This is a genomic window from Microbacterium aurantiacum, from assembly GCF_031625015.1.
Classification (GTDB): Bacteria; Actinomycetota; Actinomycetes; order Actinomycetales; family Microbacteriaceae; genus Microbacterium; species Microbacterium aurantiacum.
Map to the genome: position 1 here is coordinate 1915682 of NZ_JAHWXH010000001.1, position 17168 is coordinate 1932849.

The 17168-nt window shown below is 69.8% G+C and carries 12 protein-coding genes and 1 tRNA gene; 8 read left to right on the forward strand and 5 right to left on the reverse strand.

All coding sequences use genetic code 11. The features are described from left to right. Positions 1–104 precede the first annotated feature (104 nt). The 8 genes from KZC50_RS09000 (at position 105) to KZC50_RS09035 (ending at position 10989) form a co-directional block, all read left to right on the forward strand. Positions 105–1391, forward strand: a complete 1287-nt coding sequence (locus KZC50_RS09000; RefSeq protein WP_236967588.1) for an aspartate kinase — start codon at positions 105–107, stop codon at positions 1389–1391. A 74-nt stretch (positions 1392–1465) separates the two neighbouring features. Then, the gene (locus tag KZC50_RS09005) at positions 1466–2536 is read left to right on the forward strand and encodes an aspartate-semialdehyde dehydrogenase (RefSeq protein ID WP_053547863.1); all 1071 of its coding nucleotides are present in this window, start codon (positions 1466–1468) and stop codon (positions 2534–2536) included. A 57-nt stretch (positions 2537–2593) separates the two neighbouring features. Further along, complete coding sequence (locus tag KZC50_RS09010; protein WP_301134573.1) at positions 2594–4069, forward strand: malate:quinone oxidoreductase; 1476 nt, start codon at positions 2594–2596, stop codon at positions 4067–4069. Between the two features lie 132 nt (positions 4070–4201). Further along, a complete protein-coding gene (locus KZC50_RS09015) occupies positions 4202–7111 on the forward strand; it encodes an immunoglobulin-like domain-containing protein (RefSeq protein ID WP_310891424.1) in 2910 nt (969 codons plus the stop codon). Between the two features lie 79 nt (positions 7112–7190). Further along, positions 7191–7844, forward strand: coding sequence for a thymidine kinase (locus KZC50_RS09020; protein WP_053547865.1), 654 nt, complete (start codon positions 7191–7193; stop codon positions 7842–7844). 26 nt (positions 7845–7870) lie between these two features. Next, a complete protein-coding gene (gene galE / locus KZC50_RS09025; RefSeq protein ID WP_053547866.1) occupies positions 7871–8890 on the forward strand; it encodes a UDP-glucose 4-epimerase GalE in 1020 nt (339 codons plus the stop codon). Positions 8891–8985: 95 nt separating this feature from the next. Next, on the forward strand, positions 8986–9702 hold the full coding sequence (locus tag KZC50_RS09030) for a FadR/GntR family transcriptional regulator (RefSeq protein WP_310891425.1): 717 nt from the start codon (positions 8986–8988) through the stop codon (positions 9700–9702). A gap of 33 nt (positions 9703–9735) precedes the next feature. Continuing rightward, a complete protein-coding gene (locus KZC50_RS09035; RefSeq protein ID WP_301134421.1) occupies positions 9736–10989 on the forward strand; it encodes an alpha-hydroxy acid oxidase in 1254 nt (417 codons plus the stop codon). Positions 10990–10998: 9 nt separating this feature from the next. On the opposite strand, the gene KZC50_RS09040 is transcribed toward KZC50_RS09035, so the two are convergent. From KZC50_RS09040 to KZC50_RS09060, 5 genes are all read right to left on the reverse strand, one after another. Then, complete coding sequence (locus tag KZC50_RS09040) at positions 10999–11766, reverse strand: HAD-IIB family hydrolase (protein ID WP_310891426.1); 768 nt, start codon at positions 11764–11766, stop codon at positions 10999–11001. 95 nt (positions 11767–11861) lie between these two features. Beyond that, positions 11862–11935: transfer RNA gene (locus KZC50_RS09045), tRNA-Pro, on the reverse strand. A gap of 16 nt (positions 11936–11951) precedes the next feature. Continuing rightward, a complete protein-coding gene (locus KZC50_RS09050) occupies positions 11952–13481 on the reverse strand; it encodes a hypothetical protein (RefSeq protein WP_310891427.1) in 1530 nt (509 codons plus the stop codon). 130 nt (positions 13482–13611) lie between these two features. Then, positions 13612–14541 (reverse strand): metallophosphoesterase, encoded by a 930-nt coding sequence (locus KZC50_RS09055; RefSeq protein WP_310891428.1) that lies wholly within the window; start codon positions 14539–14541, stop codon positions 13612–13614. Continuing rightward, entirely contained in the window at positions 14542–17139 is a 2598-nt protein-coding gene (locus tag KZC50_RS09060) for a transglycosylase domain-containing protein (protein ID WP_310891429.1), read from the reverse strand. It lies immediately after the preceding gene. Between the last annotated feature and the right edge of the window lie 29 nt (positions 17140–17168).

Genomic DNA, 17168 nt, shown 5'->3' on the forward strand with positions numbered 1-17168 from the left:
GGGTCGCGCATCCGCGGGGTCCGTAAGATGGACCGTCGGGCGCGGCATCCGTCTGCGCCCGCCCCGCACCCGTGCCGCTTCGCGGCGTTCCCAGGAGTTACACCGTGGCCTTGATCGTGCAGAAGTACGGCGGTTCCTCCGTCGCCGACGCGGAGAGCATCAAGCGGGTCGCCAAGCGCATCGTCGACGCCCGCCGCGCCGGTCACGACGTCGTCGTGGCGGTCAGCGCGATGGGCGACACCACCGACGAGCTGCTCGAACTGGCCGCGGAGGTCGCGCCGATCCCCGCGCCGCGGGAGCTCGACATGCTGCTCTCCAGTGGCGAGCGCATCTCGATGGCGCTCCTGGCGATGGCGATCCACTCGATGGGCTTCGAGGCGCGGTCCTTCACCGGCTCGCAGGCCGGCATGATCACGACCGCCGACCACGGGTCCGCACGGATCGTCGACGTCACACCGATCCGCCTGCGCGAGGCGCTCGACGAGGGCGCCGTCGTCATCGTCGCCGGCTTCCAGGGATTCAACCGCGACACCCGCGACATCACCACGCTCGGTCGTGGCGGCTCGGACACCACCGCGGTGGCACTCGCCGCCGCGCTCGACGCGGACGTGTGCGAGATCTACAGCGACGTCGACGGCATCTTCACCGCGGATCCGCGCGTCGTGCCGAAGGCACGGAAGCTGCCGATCGTCTCGGCGGAGGAGATGCTGGAGCTCGCCGCGAACGGCGCGAAGGTGCTCTACATCCGCGCCGTGGAGTACGCGCGCCGTCACGGCGTGCTCATCCACGCGCGATCGACGTTCAGCTCCAGCACCGGAACCTATGTGCTGGGCGCGGGGATGAGCATCCCCGACGGGGAAGAGGGAGAGAAGATGGAAGAGCCGATCGTCGCCGGGGTCGCCACCGACCTGAGTCAGGCCAAGATCACCGTCATCGGGGTCCCCGACGTCCCCGGAAAGGCCGCGGAGATCTTCAAGGTCGTCGCGCGCTCGGGCGCGAACGTCGACATGATCGTCCAGAACGTCTCCGCCGCGGCGACCGGACGCACCGACATCTCCTTCACCCTCCCGAAGTCGGATTCGGCGGCGGCGCTGAAGGCGCTCGACGCGGTCCGATCCGAGATCGGGTTCGACAGCCTCGTGCACGACGACCAGATCGGCAAGCTCTCCGTCGTCGGCGCCGGCATGCGCACCCACTCCGGTGTGTCGGCGACGCTCTTCGAGGCGCTCAGTGTCTCGGGCGTCAACATCGAGATGATCTCGACGTCCGAGATCCGCATCTCCGTCGTCGTGCGCGGCGACGACCTCGCCGAGGCGGCGCGCGTCGTGCACACCGCCTACGGTCTGGACGGCGACGTCGACGCCACCGTGTACGCCGGCTCCGGCCGCTGACCCTCCCTCCTTCACCCACCCGCAGCCGCCGATAGGCTGTGGGCTCCGCTCCGAGAACACCCGAGGTATCCGTCATGACCCGCATCGCAGACTCAGGACTCTCCGTCGCCGTCGTCGGCGCCACCGGCCAGGTCGGCACCGTCATGCGCGAGATCCTCGTCGAGCGCGACTTCCCTCTGGGTGAGCTGCGTCTGTTCGCCACGGCACGCTCCGCCGGCACGTCCGTGGACTTCCGCGGTCACGCCATCGTGATCGAGGACGTCGCCACCGCGGATCCCGCGGGCATCGACATCGCCCTCTTCTCCGCCGGGGCCACCGGCAGCCGGGCGCACGCGCCGCGGTTCGCGGAGGCGGGCGCGGTCGTCATCGACAACTCCAGCGCCTGGCGCATGGACCCGGACGTCCCCCTGGTGGTCAGCGAGGTCAACCCCCACGCGATCGACGAGGCGCGCAAGGGCATCATCGCCAACCCGAACTGCACCACCATGGCCGCGATGCCGGTGCTGAAGGTCCTCGACGCGGAGGCGGGCCTCGAGCGCCTCGTCGTCTCCACCTACCAGGCGGTGTCGGGCTCGGGTCTCGCCGGGGCGCAGGAGCTCCTCGGCCAGGTCGAGGGCGTGCTGGCCCAGGGTGACACGCTGCGCCTGGTCCACGACGGCTCCGCGGTCGATTTCCCCCAGCCGGAGAAGTACGTCGCCCCGATCGCGTTCGACGTCATCCCGCTCGCCGGGTCGATCGTCGACGACGGGTGGGAGGAGACCGACGAGGAGAAGAAGCTCCGCAACGAGAGCCGCAAGATCCTCGAGCGTCCCGAGCTGCGCGTGTCGGGCACCTGCGTGCGCGTTCCGGTCTTCACCGGCCACTCGCTGTCGATCAACGCGGAGTTCGCCCGCGAGATCACCCCCGAGCGTGCGCGCGAGATCCTCGCCGACGCCCCGGGGGTCTCCCTGGCCGACGTCCCCACGCCGCTGCACGCCGCGGGCAAGGACCCGAGCTTCGTGGGCCGCATCCGGGCCGACCAGGCTGCTCCCGAGGGGCGGGGCCTGGCGCTGTTCATCTCCAACGACAACCTCCGCAAGGGCGCGGCCCTCAACGCCGTGCAGATCGCCGAGGTCGTCGCGGCGCGGCTCGGCGCGCGCGCCTAGAATCGAACGGTGACCGAAACGCCCTCCGACGCTCTGCCCCACCCCGACGACAGCTCCCTGCCCGCGGGGACGGTCGATGTCCTGCTGATCGGCGGCGGGATCATGAGCGCGACGCTCGGCACGATGCTGGCGCGTCTTCAGCCCACGTGGAAGATCGCGGTGTTCGAGCGTCTGCACGACGTCGCTCTGGAGAGCTCCAACGCGTGGAACAACGCCGGCACCGGCCACGCGGCGCTCTGCGAGCTGAACTACATGCCCGAGGGCGCCGACGGATCCATGGACCCGGCCAAGGCGATCTCGATCAACGAGCAGTTCCAGCAGAGCCGTCAGTTCTGGTCGTCGCTCGTCGACGACGGCGTGCTCGACGCCCCGTCCACCTTCATCAACGCCACTCCCCACATGACCTTCGTCCGCGGGGAGAAGGACGTCGCCTTCCTCCGCAAGCGCTACGAGGTGCTGAAGAAGGAGCCGCTGTTCGCCGGGATCGAGTACTCGGAGGATTCCCGCGTCATCAACCAGTGGGCGCCGCTGCTGATGCACCAGCGCCGCGTCGGCGAGCCGTTCGCCGCGACCCGTGTCCCCGCGGGGACGGATGTCGACTTCGGTGCGCTGACGCGCCAGCTGTTCGCGGCGCTCGCCGAGAACGGCGCCGACGTGCGCACCAACACCGAGGTCCGCAAGCTCAAGCGCCTCAAGGACGGGACCTGGCGTGTCGGGTACCGCCGCGCGGTCGGGCGCACCCCGGGCGAGATCCGCGCGCGCTTCGTCTTCGTCGGTGCCGGTGGATGGGCGCTCAAGCTCCTCCAGCGGTCGGGCATCCCCGAGATCTCCGGCTACGGCGTCTTCCCCATCGGCGGTCAGTGGCTCAAGACCGACAACCCCGACCTCGTCGCGAAGCACAAGGCGAAGGTCTACTCGCAGGCATCCGTCGGTGCGCCGCCGATGTCGGTGCCCCACCTGGACACCCGCGTGGTCGATGGTCAGGCCTCCCTGCTCTTCGGCCCGTTCGCGACGTTCAGCCCGAAGTTCCTGAAGAACGGCTCGATGCTCGACATCGTCACGCAGGTGCGCCCGGGGAACATCCTCCCGATGCTGAAGGTGGCCGTGGACAACCCCGGTCTCATCAAGTACCTCGTCAGCGAGCTGCTGAAGGATCACGGCAAGAAGGTCGACAGCCTCCGCGACTTCATGCCCTCGGCGAAGGACGAGGACTGGGAGCTGCTGGATGCCGGGCAGCGCGCGCAGGTGATGAAGAAGGACCCGAAGAAGATCGGTGTCCTCCAGTTCGGCACCGAGGTCGTCACGGGTGCCGACGGATCGATCGCGGGACTTCTGGGTGCCTCCCCGGGCGCCTCGACCGCCGTCTCGATCATGCTCGGCCTGCTCAAGACCTGCTTCCCGGACCGGATCGCCGAGTGGGAGCCGGAGCTGCGGAACCTGATTCCGAGCTACGGGTCCACGCTCAACTCGCGCCCGGATGCCGCGGCCGACGTCCTCGAGGAGACCGCGCAGACCCTCGCGCTCCGGGCCTGACGCGCGTCTCGGCCCCGACGTCTTGACGGCGCGGTGACCTCTCTGGCAGAGTTTCATCGCCCGATTGTTTCCGCTAACAGCAGTGGAAGCCCAGACGCCCACGTCGCTGCCGACGTGAGGAAGGAAGTCGCGATGACGCGCACGCGTCGGTTGAAGAGGACATCGATGCTGGCGGCCGCCGGCACGCTCCTCGCCGCCCTCGTGGTGCCGGTCTCCGGTGCCCACGCCGATGTCGGATCAGACCCGATCATCCACTACACCTTCGATGCCGCGAGCGGAGGGGTCGTCTCCGACGTCTCCGGCAACGGCAACGACGCGACGCTCCGCCAGAGCGGCGGCGAGGTACGTGACGGCATCCTCAGCCTCCCCGGAGGATCGCGCTCGACGTCCGCGTATCTCGAGATCCCGACCACCGACCTCGTCGGCCAGAAGGACCTCACCATCTCGACCTGGCTCTCGCCCCGTTCCGGTCCCGGAAACGTCGCCGCCGCCTTCATCGGGGCCCCGGTCGCCCAGGGGGCGTCGTTCTCCAGCGGCTACTGGCTGCTGAACCCCAGCAACCCCAACGGCTATGTCAAGTCGGTCATCACCAACGCGGTCAACGCCGGGGCGCCGTGGTCGACGGAGATCGGTGCGGGTTCGACCGCCGCTCCCAGCTCCGGGGTGCGGACCCCGCAGGGCATGAACCTGTACACCACCGTCATCGACAGCACCTCCGGCCAGCTGCGCAGCTACCTCAACGGTCAGCCCGTCGTCACGAGCACGATCGCCCGCGACGTGTCCTCCTTCGGCAGCCAGGTCGTGGCCTACCTCGCCCGCTCGACCTACAACGACCCGCACTGGGCCGGCGACGTCGACGACTTCGCCGTGTACGGCAGCGCCATGAGCGCGACCGACGTCGCCGCGATGTACCAGTCCGAGGCCGTGGACCGCGCCGTCGCGGCGGTGTCGGTTCCGGAGCGTGCCGAGGCGGACTTCACCGTCCCGACCACCTCCTACGGCATCGCCGTGGCGTGGGCGTCGGACGACGCCGCAGTGGCGATCTCCGGCGGAACGGCGACGGTGACCCGTCCCGTCGCCGGGGCATCGGACGCCCAGGTCACCCTGACCGCGACCTTCGGATCCGGACCGGATGCGCCGACCCGCACCTACACGGTGACGGTCCCCGCGGAGCTGTCGGATCAGGAGAAGGTCGACGCCGATCTCGCTGAGCTGTCCATCGCCCAGCCTGACGACATCCGCACCAACTTCTCGGTGTCCACGCGGGGTGCGCTCGGCTCGACGATCTCCTGGAACGTCGCGGAGGGCGACGCGTACGCCGCGCTCCGGACCGGGGTGCGCGACACCGCGACCACCGTCGAGGTCTCACGTCCCGCAGCCGGCTCGGACGCCGCCGAGGTCGTCCTCGTGGCGACCGCCACGTCGGGATCCGCCTCCTCGACGCGCGAGTTCCGCGTCCGCGTGCAGCCGATGCCGGCCGCCGGCGGCGCGAACGAGGCGTACGTGTGGGCCTTCTTCACCGGCGAGGGCGCCGGAGCCGAGCAGATCAGCCTCGCGGCCTCGCGCGGCAACGACGCCCTGGCCTGGAACACCCTCAACGACGGCGAGCCCCTGTTCTCCTCGACGCTGGGAACACAGGGCCTGCGCGACCCGTTCATCATCCGCTCGCCTGAGGGCGACCGCTTCTACATGCTCGCCACCGATCTGAAGATCGACGGGCTGCCCGGCGGGTTCCGCACCGCGCAGATCTCCGGGTCCACCCACATCGAGGTGTGGGAGTCCAACGACCTGGTGAACTGGTCCGAGCAGCGTCACGTGAAGGTGTCGTCCGACTTCGCCGGCAACACCTGGGCGCCCGAGGCGTATTGGGACGAGGATCTGGACACCTACGTGGTGTTCTGGGCCTCGAACATGTACCCGACCGCGAACCCCGCCGACCGTTCCGACGTCACCTACAACCAGATGATGTACGCCACGACCGATGACTTCGTGACGTTCTCGGAGGCCAAGCCCTGGATCAATGTCCGCCGCGGCAACGGCCTCGGCATGATCGACTCCACGGTCGCGCAGATCGGTGACACGTACTACCGCTTCACCAAGGACGAGGCGTCCATGACGATCCGCCTGGAGAAGTCGACGAACCTCACGGCATCCGTCTCCGGCAGCCTCCCCGGCACCACCGGAGCGGCGGACCAGTGGACGCTCATCAAGGAGCGGGTGGCCTCGGGCCTGCCGAACGGCGAGCCCGGCGGAACCTACAACCAGGGCGAGGGACCGAGCATCTTCCCGTCCAACCCGGGAGACGTCAACGGCTTCGACTGGTTCCTCTTCATCGACCAGCCGTCGTACCACGGGGGTCCGAACTACTACATCCCGTTCGGGTCCGACGACCTCGCCGACGGTGACTCCTGGCAGCCGCTGGGTGCGAAGCTGCGGGCGAACCTGCCGCAGAACAGCGACGGCGGCAAGCCCCGGCACGGCACGATCATCCCGGTCACCCGCGCCGAGTACCAGAAGGTCCTCGAGGAGTACGCACCCGACATCGCCGTGGCGTCGGTCGACGCCATCGCGGTGGAGACGGAGGCGGGAACCGCTCCGGTCCTGCCCCAGGCGACGCTGAACAAGGCGGACGGCTCGACCGAGACGGTCGCCGTCGAGTGGGACGGCATCGACGCGGCCGACTACGCCGAGGCGGGCACGTTCACCGTGCGCGGCGTGGCGCAGGACGCCTCGCGGATGCCGATCGAGGCGACGGTCACCGTCACCGCGTCCGCTCCGATCGAGGTCACCGTCGCGACGCGCTGCCTCGCCGGCAAGGTGCTGGTCAGCGCGACGCTGCGCAACGTCTCCGACGCCGCCGCGACCGCCCAGGTGTCCACGGCCTTCGGGTCGCGGACGGTGACGGTCGCTCCCGGCAAGGCGGCGTCGTACGCCTTCACCGCGCGTCAGGCCGCGATCCCCGCAGGCGAGGTCCTCGTCACGGTCGAGGGGAAGACGACCGCGACGTCGTATGCCGCGTTCTCCTGCACGACACCGCGCTGATAGACCCACCCGGCCGCAGGCCCCCGACTCCGCTTCGGCGGGGCGGGGGCCTGCGGCGTGCGGACCATAGACTTCTCCGGTGGCCAAGCTCTACTTCCGCTACGGAGCGATGAACTCCGGCAAGTCGACCTCGCTCCTCCAGGCCGCCTACAACTACGAGGAACGCGGTCAGCACGTGCTCCTCGCGAAGCCGGAGATCGACACCAAGGCGGCCGATCAGATCGCCAGCCGTCTCGGGGTGAGTCGCACGGTGGATTTCCTCATCCGCCCTGAGGACGACCTCCGTGCCCTCTTCCGCGAGCATCGGGCGCGGGTGCGCGCGCGACTCGAGGATGCCCTCATCCCCGAGTCCGCCGCCACCGGCGCCACGCCGGACGTTGCGTGCCTGCTCATCGACGAGGCGCAGTTCCTCACGCGCGAGCAGGTGGACGACCTCCTCCGCATCGTCGTGGAGGACGGAGTGCCGGCGCTGGCCTACGGCATCCGCACCGACTTCCAGACGCAGGCGTTCCCGGGTTCGCGGCGACTGCTCGAGCTCGCGCACACGCTGGAGGAGCTGAAGACCATCTGCCGGTGCGGCAGCAAGGCGCTCTTCAATGCCCGCCTCGTGGGCGGGCGTTTCGTGTTCGACGGCGACCAGGTCGCGATCGACGAGCTCTCCGCCGACCGCGTCACCTACGAGTCGATGTGCGCCGACTGCTATCTGCGGGAGTCCGGAGGGCACCTGGGCTGAGCGCGCGTGATCGCTAGGCTGGAGGTATGCGTGTTCTCCTCGCCGGCGGAGCCGGCTATGTCGGCGCCCACACCGCGGTCGCCCTTCTCGACGCCGGTCACGACGCGGTCCTCCTGGACGATCTCTCCAACACCTCCGCGCTCGCCGCGGACAGGATCGCGCAGATCACCGGCAAGGCGGCTCCGCTCGTCGTCGGCGACGCGTCCGATGACGCGGTCGTGGCGGGCGTGTTCGACGCCCACGGCCCCTTCGACGCGATCGTGCACCTGGCCGCCTACAAGGCGGTGGGGGAGTCCATGCAGAAGCCGCTGGACTACTACGCCAACAACCTCGACACGACCTTCGCGCTCCTGCGCGTCGGCCTCGAGCGCGGCATCCGCTCGTTCCTCTTCTCCAGCACCGGCACGGTGTACTCCGACCCCGCCGACCTGCCGTTCACCGAGGAGTCGACCACGAGCGTCGATCTCTCCAACCCGTACAGCAAGTCCAAGCGCATGAACGAGGTCGTCCTCGAAGACCTCGCCCGCGTGCAGCCGGACCTCGCGGTGACGGTGCTGCGCTACTTCAACCCGGTCGGCGCCCACCCGAGCGGGCTCATCGGCGAGGATCCCGCGGGCATCCCCAACAACCTCATGCCCTACGTCCAGCGGGTGGCGATCGGTGATCTCGATCGCGTCGGGATCTTCGGCGACGACTACGACACCCCGGACGGCACGGGCCTGCGCGATTACATCCACATCGTCGACCTCGCCGCCGGCCACGTCGCGGCCCTCGAGCAGGCGCAGCCGGGCTACGAGGTGTTCAATCTCGGCACCGGCACGCCGGTCAGCGTCTACCAGCTGATCGCGGCGTTCGAGAAGGCCGCCGGTCGCGAGCTTCCCAAGGCGGTGCTCCCGCGTCGCGCGGGAGATGTCGCCGCAACGTACTGCGATCCCGCCAAGGCGCGGACGGTGCTGGGGTGGAAGGCGCAGTACGGCATCGATGACGCCGCGAGGGATGCCTGGCGGTGGCAGTCTCAGAATCCCCGCGGATTCGCCTCGGCCTGACCGGCATCGCACGGCGACACATCATCGCTTCACGGGGTTGCTCTGTGGTCTGACCACCCGGTACTGTGGTCCGACCACAATACGGAGGAGCAAGGATGCCGCCTGCGTCACCCGCACGCGCGTGGCAGGTCGTTCTCGAGTCGATCGAGGCCGACCTGCTGGAGCAGCGCCTGAAGCCCGGAGACCATCTCCCGCCCGAGCGCGAGCTCGCCTCGACCCTCGGCGTCGGTCGCTCGAGCGTGCGCGAAGCGCTCCGGGTGCTCGAAGTCATGGGGCTCATCCGGACCGGGACGGGATCCGGACCAAGTTCGGGCGCGATCATCATCGCCACCCCCCGCGGGGGGATGTCGGCACTTCTCCGCCTGCAGGTGGCGGCGCAGGGGTTCCCTCTCGATGACGTCGTGACCACCCGTCTGGTGCTCGAGACCGCGGTCGTCACCGCGCTCGCCGCGGCTCCCTCGTCCGACACCTCGGCTGCCCACGCCGTCGCCGCCGCGATGGAGGATCCCGCGTTGAGCGTCGAGGAGTTCCTGGCGCTGGATGCCCAGCTCCATCTCGCGATGGCCGAAGCGTCCGGCAATGTCGTCATCACCGCGATGATGGCGGGCCTGCGCACGGCGATCGAGTCCTACGTGCAGGCGGGCGCGACGCGCATCGACGACTGGGACGCCGCTGCGCGGCGGCTGCGCGCCGAGCACCGCGCCATCCTCACCGCGGTCGACGCCGGAGACGCCGACGCCGCCCGCACCCTCATCCACGACCACATCTCCGGGTATTACGCCCAGGCTGCCCTGTCGCGGCCGTCCGCGTGACCCCGCCCCACCCCGACGATCGAAGGAACGACCATGGTTCGCCGCCAACTGCCCCAGCCCGCTGAGCTGCTCGAGCTCATGCAGTTCAAGAAGCCCGAGCTGAACGCCACCAAGCGTCGATTGGATTCGGCGCTCACCATCGCCGACCTGCGCCGCATCGCGCAGCGACGCACCCCCAAGGCCGCGTTCGACTACACCGACGGTGCGGCCGAGGGGGAGCTCTCGCTCGCCCGGGCCCGGCAGGCGTTCCAGGACGTGGAGTTCCACCCCGACATCCTGCGCCCCGCCGCCGTGGTGGACACCTCCACCGAGATCCTCGGGGGGCGCAGCGCCCTGCCGTTCGGCATCGCCCCGACCGGATTCACCCGTCTGATGCAGACGGAGGGCGAGTCCGCCGGTGCGGGGGCCGCGGGTGCCGCCGGCATTCCCTTCACGTTGTCGACGCTCGGGACGACGTCGATCGAAGACGTGAAACGTGCCAATCCCCACGGGCGCAACTGGTTCCAGCTCTACGTCATGCGCGACCGCGACGTCTCCTACGGCCTCGTCCGCCGCGCCGCGGAGGCGGGATTCGACACGCTGCAGTTCACCGTGGACACCCCCATCGCGGGAGCGCGCCTGCGCGACAAGCGCAACGGATTCTCGATTCCGCCGCAGCTGACGGTCGGAACGATCCTCAACGCCCTCCCGCGCCCCTGGTGGTGGATCGACTTCCTCACCACCCCGAAGCTCGAGTTCGCATCGCTGTCGACCACGGGCGGCACCGTCGGCGAACTCCTCAATGCGGCGATGGACCCGACGATCAGCTACGACGACCTCGACGTGATCCGCGAGATGTGGCCGGGGAAGATCGTCGTCAAGGGCGTGCAGAACGTCGAGGATTCCCGGCGGCTCATCGATCGGGGCGTGGACGGCATCGTCCTGTCCAACCACGGTGGGCGCCAGCTCGATCGTGCGCCGATCCCGTTCCATCTGCTCCCGGAGGTCGTCCGCGAGGTCGGGCGGGATGCGACGGTCATGGTCGACACCGGGATCATGAACGGCGCCGACATCGTCGCCTCGATCGCCCTCGGGGCGAAGTTCACCCTGATCGGGCGCGCATACCTCTACGGCCTCATGGCCGGCGGGCGCGCGGGCGTGGACCGCACGATCGAGATCCTGCGCACCGAGATCGAGCGGACGATGACGCTTCTCGGGGTGTCTTCGCTGGAAGAGCTGGAGCCGCGCCACGTGACGCAGCTCACCCGTCTCGTGCCGCGCGGGACGACGGCGGCGGTGGAGGCCTGAGGCCTCGGCTCAGCGGAGGGGCAGCGTCGGGATGAGCTGCTCGAGATAGGCCGCGGTGTCCTGCCACCCGTCGACGGCGTGGCAGGACACACCCATCGCGAGGACCGGATAGTCGTTGCCGGCCGGATCGAGGCGATCGCCGATGAAGAGCATGTCGTCGAGCGGGATGCCGGTCTGCTCGGACAGGCGCGTCATGCCGTACGACTTGTCGATGCCCCGCTCGGTGATGTCGACGGAGGTCGAGCCGCCGGAACGGACTTCCAGGTCGGGGAGGAGCTCGGCGACGGCGGCGCGCAGCGCGTTCTTCTTCTCACCCGTCGGGTCCCAGGCGGCCTTCGCGTCGACCGGGGCCTTCTGGCCGAGCGCCGAGAACGTGATCTGCGATCCGCGATCCTCGAGGATGTCGCCCCACGTGTCGGACTCCCACAGCCCGAGCCGGCGTGCCTGCTCCTCGACGGCGCGGAGCGCGCGCTCCTTCTGGTCGTCGGTGAGTGTGCGCGCGTACACGGTCGTCACGTCACCGTTCAGGAGGCGGTAGTACTGCGTGCCGCAGGTGGGGAGGAGGTGGAGGCGGGTCAGGACGTCGTCCGCGGCGGCGGGGAGACGGTCCACGACCTGCGCGGTGAACTGGGCGAGCTGCCCGCCGGAGATGATCGCGACCTCCACCCGCTCGGCGAGGGCGACCAGAAGGTCGCCGATCCGAGCGTCGATGGCGCTCTTGCTGGGGGCGAGGGTGTCGTCGAGGTCGAACGCGACGAGGCGGGGCGCGAGGGTCATGAGGCTTCCGTCCGGTACGTGATACGCAGTGAGGCTCCGACCCCCTCCGTGTGGAGAAGGGATCGGAGCCTCACTGCTGTCGGAGACAGTGTATGTCGGGGTGACAGGATTTGAACCTGCGGCCTCGTCGTCCCGAACGACGCGCGCTACCAAGCTGCGCCACACCCCGTGGCAACCCCCCTAGCCTACCTGATCGAAACGGCATCTCCGAACCGGCGACGGCGCACCAGGGCTGCTGCGGTGAGGCCCGCGGTCAGGAGGATCACCGAGATCCCCGCGATTCCGCGGAGGCCGCCGGGGTCGCTCCCGGTTTCTGCGAGCTGTGCGGTCGACGGCGGCACGATCGGTTCGACGGGCGTGTCGGGGGCGGCGGGTTCCTCCGTCTCGATCGGCGGCGGGGGACTCTCCACTCGGGTGATCTGCGTCGGCGAGGCGAATGCCTCCGTGTAGACGGCGTCGGTGGCGAGGTGCGCCGCGACCTCCGCCGACTGCGCCTGCCGGGTGATGCTCCACACCGCGACGTACCACCCGGGCGTGTCCATCGTCCAGCTCGAGACCACGCGCGCCGGTCCCTCCCCGAGGGTCTCCAGGCTCAGCTCTCCCGCGAGGACCGCGCCCTCCGGGACATCGGGTGACGGCTCGCCCGGTTCCTCGTCCAGGCGGTAGACCGACGCGTGCGCCCGGACGGGCAGTCGATCGCCCTCCGCGGTGCGCGGCCAGTGGGTGAGGTCGCCCCCGACGGTCACATCGTCGACGAAGCTCTCCCCGGGGACCGCGGCGGCGGCGGCGACGGTGGAGATCGTCGGGAAGAACAGCGGATGCCGCGTCGTGTCGTGTCCGGACACCTCGAACTCGACCGGCCCCGCGGGACCCGCGGTGTCCTGACCGCCCGGCGTGGTGAAGTGGCGGACCGCGGCGACGGTGTCGACGCGGAACCGCCCGTGCGCCGACACGTCGAGAGGACGGCCGGGCGTGGTCTCGGCGGCCGGGGCGACGGTGATCGCGTACTCTTCGCCAGGAACGACGTCGTGGCGTTCGGTGGTGCCGTCGTCGGCGAAGACGGCGCCGGTGAGGGTCAGGGTGCCGCGGGCGTCCGGGGTCGAGGCGTCGACGCGGACGGCGCCGCCGAGGGGGTCGGCGTCGTCACGGAGGAACATCACCGATCCCGAGGCATCCGTCACGCCGACGGCGACCGAGCTGCCTTCCGCGTAGTAGGCGAGCGCGAGCTCCTGCACGCGGGCGTTGTGGGCCGGTGCGAGGCGCGAGAAGGTCCAGTCGATCGCCCCGGCGAGCGAGTCTCCGCGGTAGCCGAACGTGCGCAGGGTCGTCTCCCAGTCGGCGATCGCCTTGACCGCCCAGCCGACCGCCGCCGCCTGCACCGGGTCTTCGGTCTGGCCGTAGCGGGTGACGAGCAGATTGATGCCGGTGAGCTGCTGCGGACTGAGGCCGGCGGCCTCGGTGCGCACGCCGTGGTCGCTCGTCGTGCCGGTGGGGAGCGGGATGCCGGGCAGGATGCAGTAGGTGTGCACGTCGCCGACGCGCATCGACCCGTGCCATCCGTGGGTCGAGGTCGGCTGCCAGGCGCCGAACCCGGCACCCTGGGTCGCGGCGGTGGCCGCCGGGGCGACGGCGAAGACGAGGGCGGCCGCAGCGAGGGCGGCGGCGATGCTCAGGGCGAGCACACGGCGCGCACGGCGGAGCGGAGAGGCGGACATGGGCGGGGCCTTTCGATCGGTTCGTGCTCCGATCGTGGGCTCCGCCGACGTGCGCCGATCGCTCCGAGGGTGCGGCGGGGGATAACCGGGCGCTGCGGCGCCGGTCGCTGCAGGTGGGGAGGAGGGGCGCTCAGCCGCGCGCGGTGAGGGCGAGGAGACTCGCCTCCGGCCGGCATGCGAACCGCACGGGGGCGTAGATCGAGTGTCCGAGTCCGGCACTCACGTTCAGCGGCGCGGCCCGCCCGCCGTGCTCCCAGGCGCTGAGACCGCGCGCCTGGCGTAGCGGAATGTCGCAGTTCGCCACGAGGGCCCCGTACCCCGGAAGGCGCACCTGGCCGCCGTGCGTGTGACCGGCGAAGATCGCGTCCGCTCCGAGGTCGATGAAGCGGTCCAGCACGCGCCGGTACGGCGCGTGCGTCACGCCGACGTGCAGCGCGGCATCCGTGCTGTCCGTCGCGGTGATGGCCGCGGGGAGGGAGTCCAGTCGGTCCCACTGCCGGTGCGCGTCGCTGACGCCGAAGCCCGCGACCCGGATGCCGGCGGCCTCCACGACGCCCGCGGCGTTGTTCAGGTCGGTCCAGCCCAGGTCGTCGACGAGGAAGGAGTCGAGCGCGTCGGCGTCGATGGCCTCCGCCTTAGGCTGGTGCCGCGACGGACCGGTGAAGTACTTCAGCGGATTGCGGGGTGACGGCGCGACGTGGTCGTTCGACCCGTGGACGAAGAAGCCGGGGATCCCGCGGAGCGGTGCGAACGCCCGACGGATGCCGACGAGGCCCTCGGCGTGACCGAGGTTGTCGCCGGTGTTGATCACCAGGTCCGGGTGCAGGTCGACCAGCGCGGCCATCCACTGCTGCTTCCGGTGCTGCCACGGCGCCATGTGGGCGTCCGACACGTGCAGGATCCGCAGGTCGGGGGAGCCCGCGGGAAGGAGGGGCAGGGTGTGCTCGCGGACGGTGAAGAGGTAGCGCTCGACGGCGACGCCCCAGACGGCGGTGGCGACGCCGACGGCCCCCACCGCCCCCAAGGCGGTGAGGGCCGTCCGCGTGACGGTGTGCGTCACTTATCCGTCGCTGTCGGAGTCGGGCGCGGGGCTCTCGCCGCCGCCACCGCCGCAGTTGCGGCTGACGTAGTCGACGCTGATCGCGGTGTTCCTGTTGACGAGGGTGCCCGCGGCCGGGTTCGTACCGGTGGCCTGCTCGCCGCCGCCGGCGCTCTCGTCCTGCTGACAGGATCCGGGGCTGACGTTGCCGAACCCGGCGTTCCGCAGCGCCGAGATGGCGGCGCTCAGCGATCCCGACACGGCAGGAACCGAGATGCCCTGACCGTTGGACGGGTTGATCGTCACCGACGTGCCGCCGGCGACGCGACCGGCGCCGGGGCTCTGGGCCGCGACGATGCCCTCGGGCTCGGACGAGTCGACCGCTCCGCCCACGGTCACGCTGAACCCGGCGCTCCGGAGCGTCGCCGTTGCCTGGTCGATGGACTGACCGACGACGTTCGGGAGGTCGCGGAGCACCTGGCGGGTGAGGTTGTTGTCGGGCGCCGGGAACGGGTTTCCACCGAAGAGCGAGTTCGCCGCTCCCTGGACATCCCGCGCGATGAAGTAGCGGAGGTTGGAGAGCTGGATGCCGTTGTGCCAGTTGCGGAACATGTCTCCGCCGCCCTCGATGTTGCCCGCCCACACGGCGGTCGAGACGTTGGTCGAGGACTCCACGAGCCACGTCTGCAGCTCCTCGTGCGTACCGGTCTTGCCGATGAGCGGCGTGCCGTCGAAGGGGTTCCCCTGCGCGCCTGTTCCGCCGCCGTTCATGACGCCCGCGAGGGCGAACGCGGCGGTCGCCGCAACGCCCGGCTCGAGCACCTGCTCGCACGTGCGCTCGGGGAGCGGGACGTCGTTGCCGTCGGAGTCGGTGACGCTCTCGATGACGCGCGGCTGGCAGTACACACCGTTGTTGGCGACGGTGCCGTAGGCACCGGCCATCGCGATCGGGGAGATGTTGGAGTCGCCGATGACGTTATTGGCGACCTTCATTTCGATCGGAGTGTTGTCGCCGGTGGTGACGCCCATCTTGGTCGCGACGTTGGCGATGTCGCACAGGTCGAGCTCGGCGGCCATCGCGAGGTAGCCGGAGTTGAGCGACGCCGCGGTGAACTGCATCGGGGTGCCGACGTACCCGGGCACGCGGCCGAAGTTGCCGATCGTGGTGTTTTCGGTGTTGACCCAGTCGCCCGAGCACGAGTTCGTCATGCGCGGGAACGGGCGGTTGACCCCGTTCAGCACCTCGCGGACGGACTTCCCCTGCTCCAGCCAGTCGACGAGGGTGAAGAGCTTGAACGTCGATCCCGCCGCGAATCCGCGTGAGCCGCCGTAGGTGCGGTCGCCGGCGAACACGATGGAGCTGAAGTTGTTGTCGCCGGTGATCGTCTCGTCGAAGCGCGTGTTCTGCGACATCGCGAGGATCTTCCCCGTCGTGTTGTCGATGCTCACCGCCGTGGAGCCGAACTTCATCCCCTCGACCGACGTCGGGGCGTAGGTCGACATCGAGGCGTTCGCGGCGTTCTGCAGGCGCCAGTCGATCGTCGTGTAGACGTTCAGGCCGCCGCGACGGAGGGCCTCACGGCGCTCATCGGGCGTCTCGCCGAAGGCGGGATCGTTCTCGATGACGCTGCGGACGTACTGGCAGAAGTACTCGCCGCCCGCCGCCGCCGTGCAGCCGGTGCGCGGGGTGGTGATGTTCGGTTCGATGGGAGCGTCGAAGAGCTCGTCGTACTGCTCCTGGGTGATCTTTCCGTCGTCGAGGAGCCGGCTGAGCACGTACTGCTGACGCTGCTTGGTCAGCGCGTAGCCGTTGTCGGCTCCGTTGCGCTCGTTCCCGGGCTGATCGATCCGGTAGGTGTTCGGGTTCTGCACGATGCCGGCGAGGGTCGCGGCCTGCGCGAGATTCAGCTCGCCCGCCGACACCCCGAAGTAGCGCTTGGCCGCGGCGTCGATGCCGTAGGTCGTGCCGCCGAAGTTGGCGATGTTGAGGTACCCGAGCATGATCTCGTTCTTCGAGTACCGCTGCTCGAGGGCGATGGCGTAGCGCATCTCCTGGAGCTTGCGCTGGATGCCCTCGGTGCCCGCGGCAGTGGTCGCCTCGAACCAGCAGGCCTGCTTCTCCTCCTCGGTCTCCGCCGTGGCTTCGCACCGCTGGACGAGGATGTTCTTGACGTACTGCTGGCTGATCGTCGATCCGCCCTGCGTCTCGCCGCCACCCTGGACGTTCGAGAGCACCGCACGCGTCGTTCCGATGAGGTCGACGCCGCCGTGCTGGTAGTACCGCGGGTCCTCACTGGAGAGCATCGCGTCGTACATGACCGGCGCGATCTCGTCGAACTCGACGGGGGAGCGGTTCTGGTCGTAGAACTGCGTCCACTCCTCCCACTCGCCGGAGTCCTGGTTCTTGGTATACAGCGTCGTCGGCAGCATGAGCTTGTCGATCTCGAGGACGCTGGGGAGGTTGTCGAACATCGTGATGGCGCTGGAGGCCGCGTAACCCGACACCGCGATCGCGGGGGTCACCGTGGCGGTGATGAGAACGCCGGCGACGGCGCTGAGGCCGACCAGTCCTGCGAGGCCCCCGAGCACACCGGTGGCCGTGCGTTTGGTATCAGGCATAGGCTTGATCGTAAGGGAGATACCTGGGC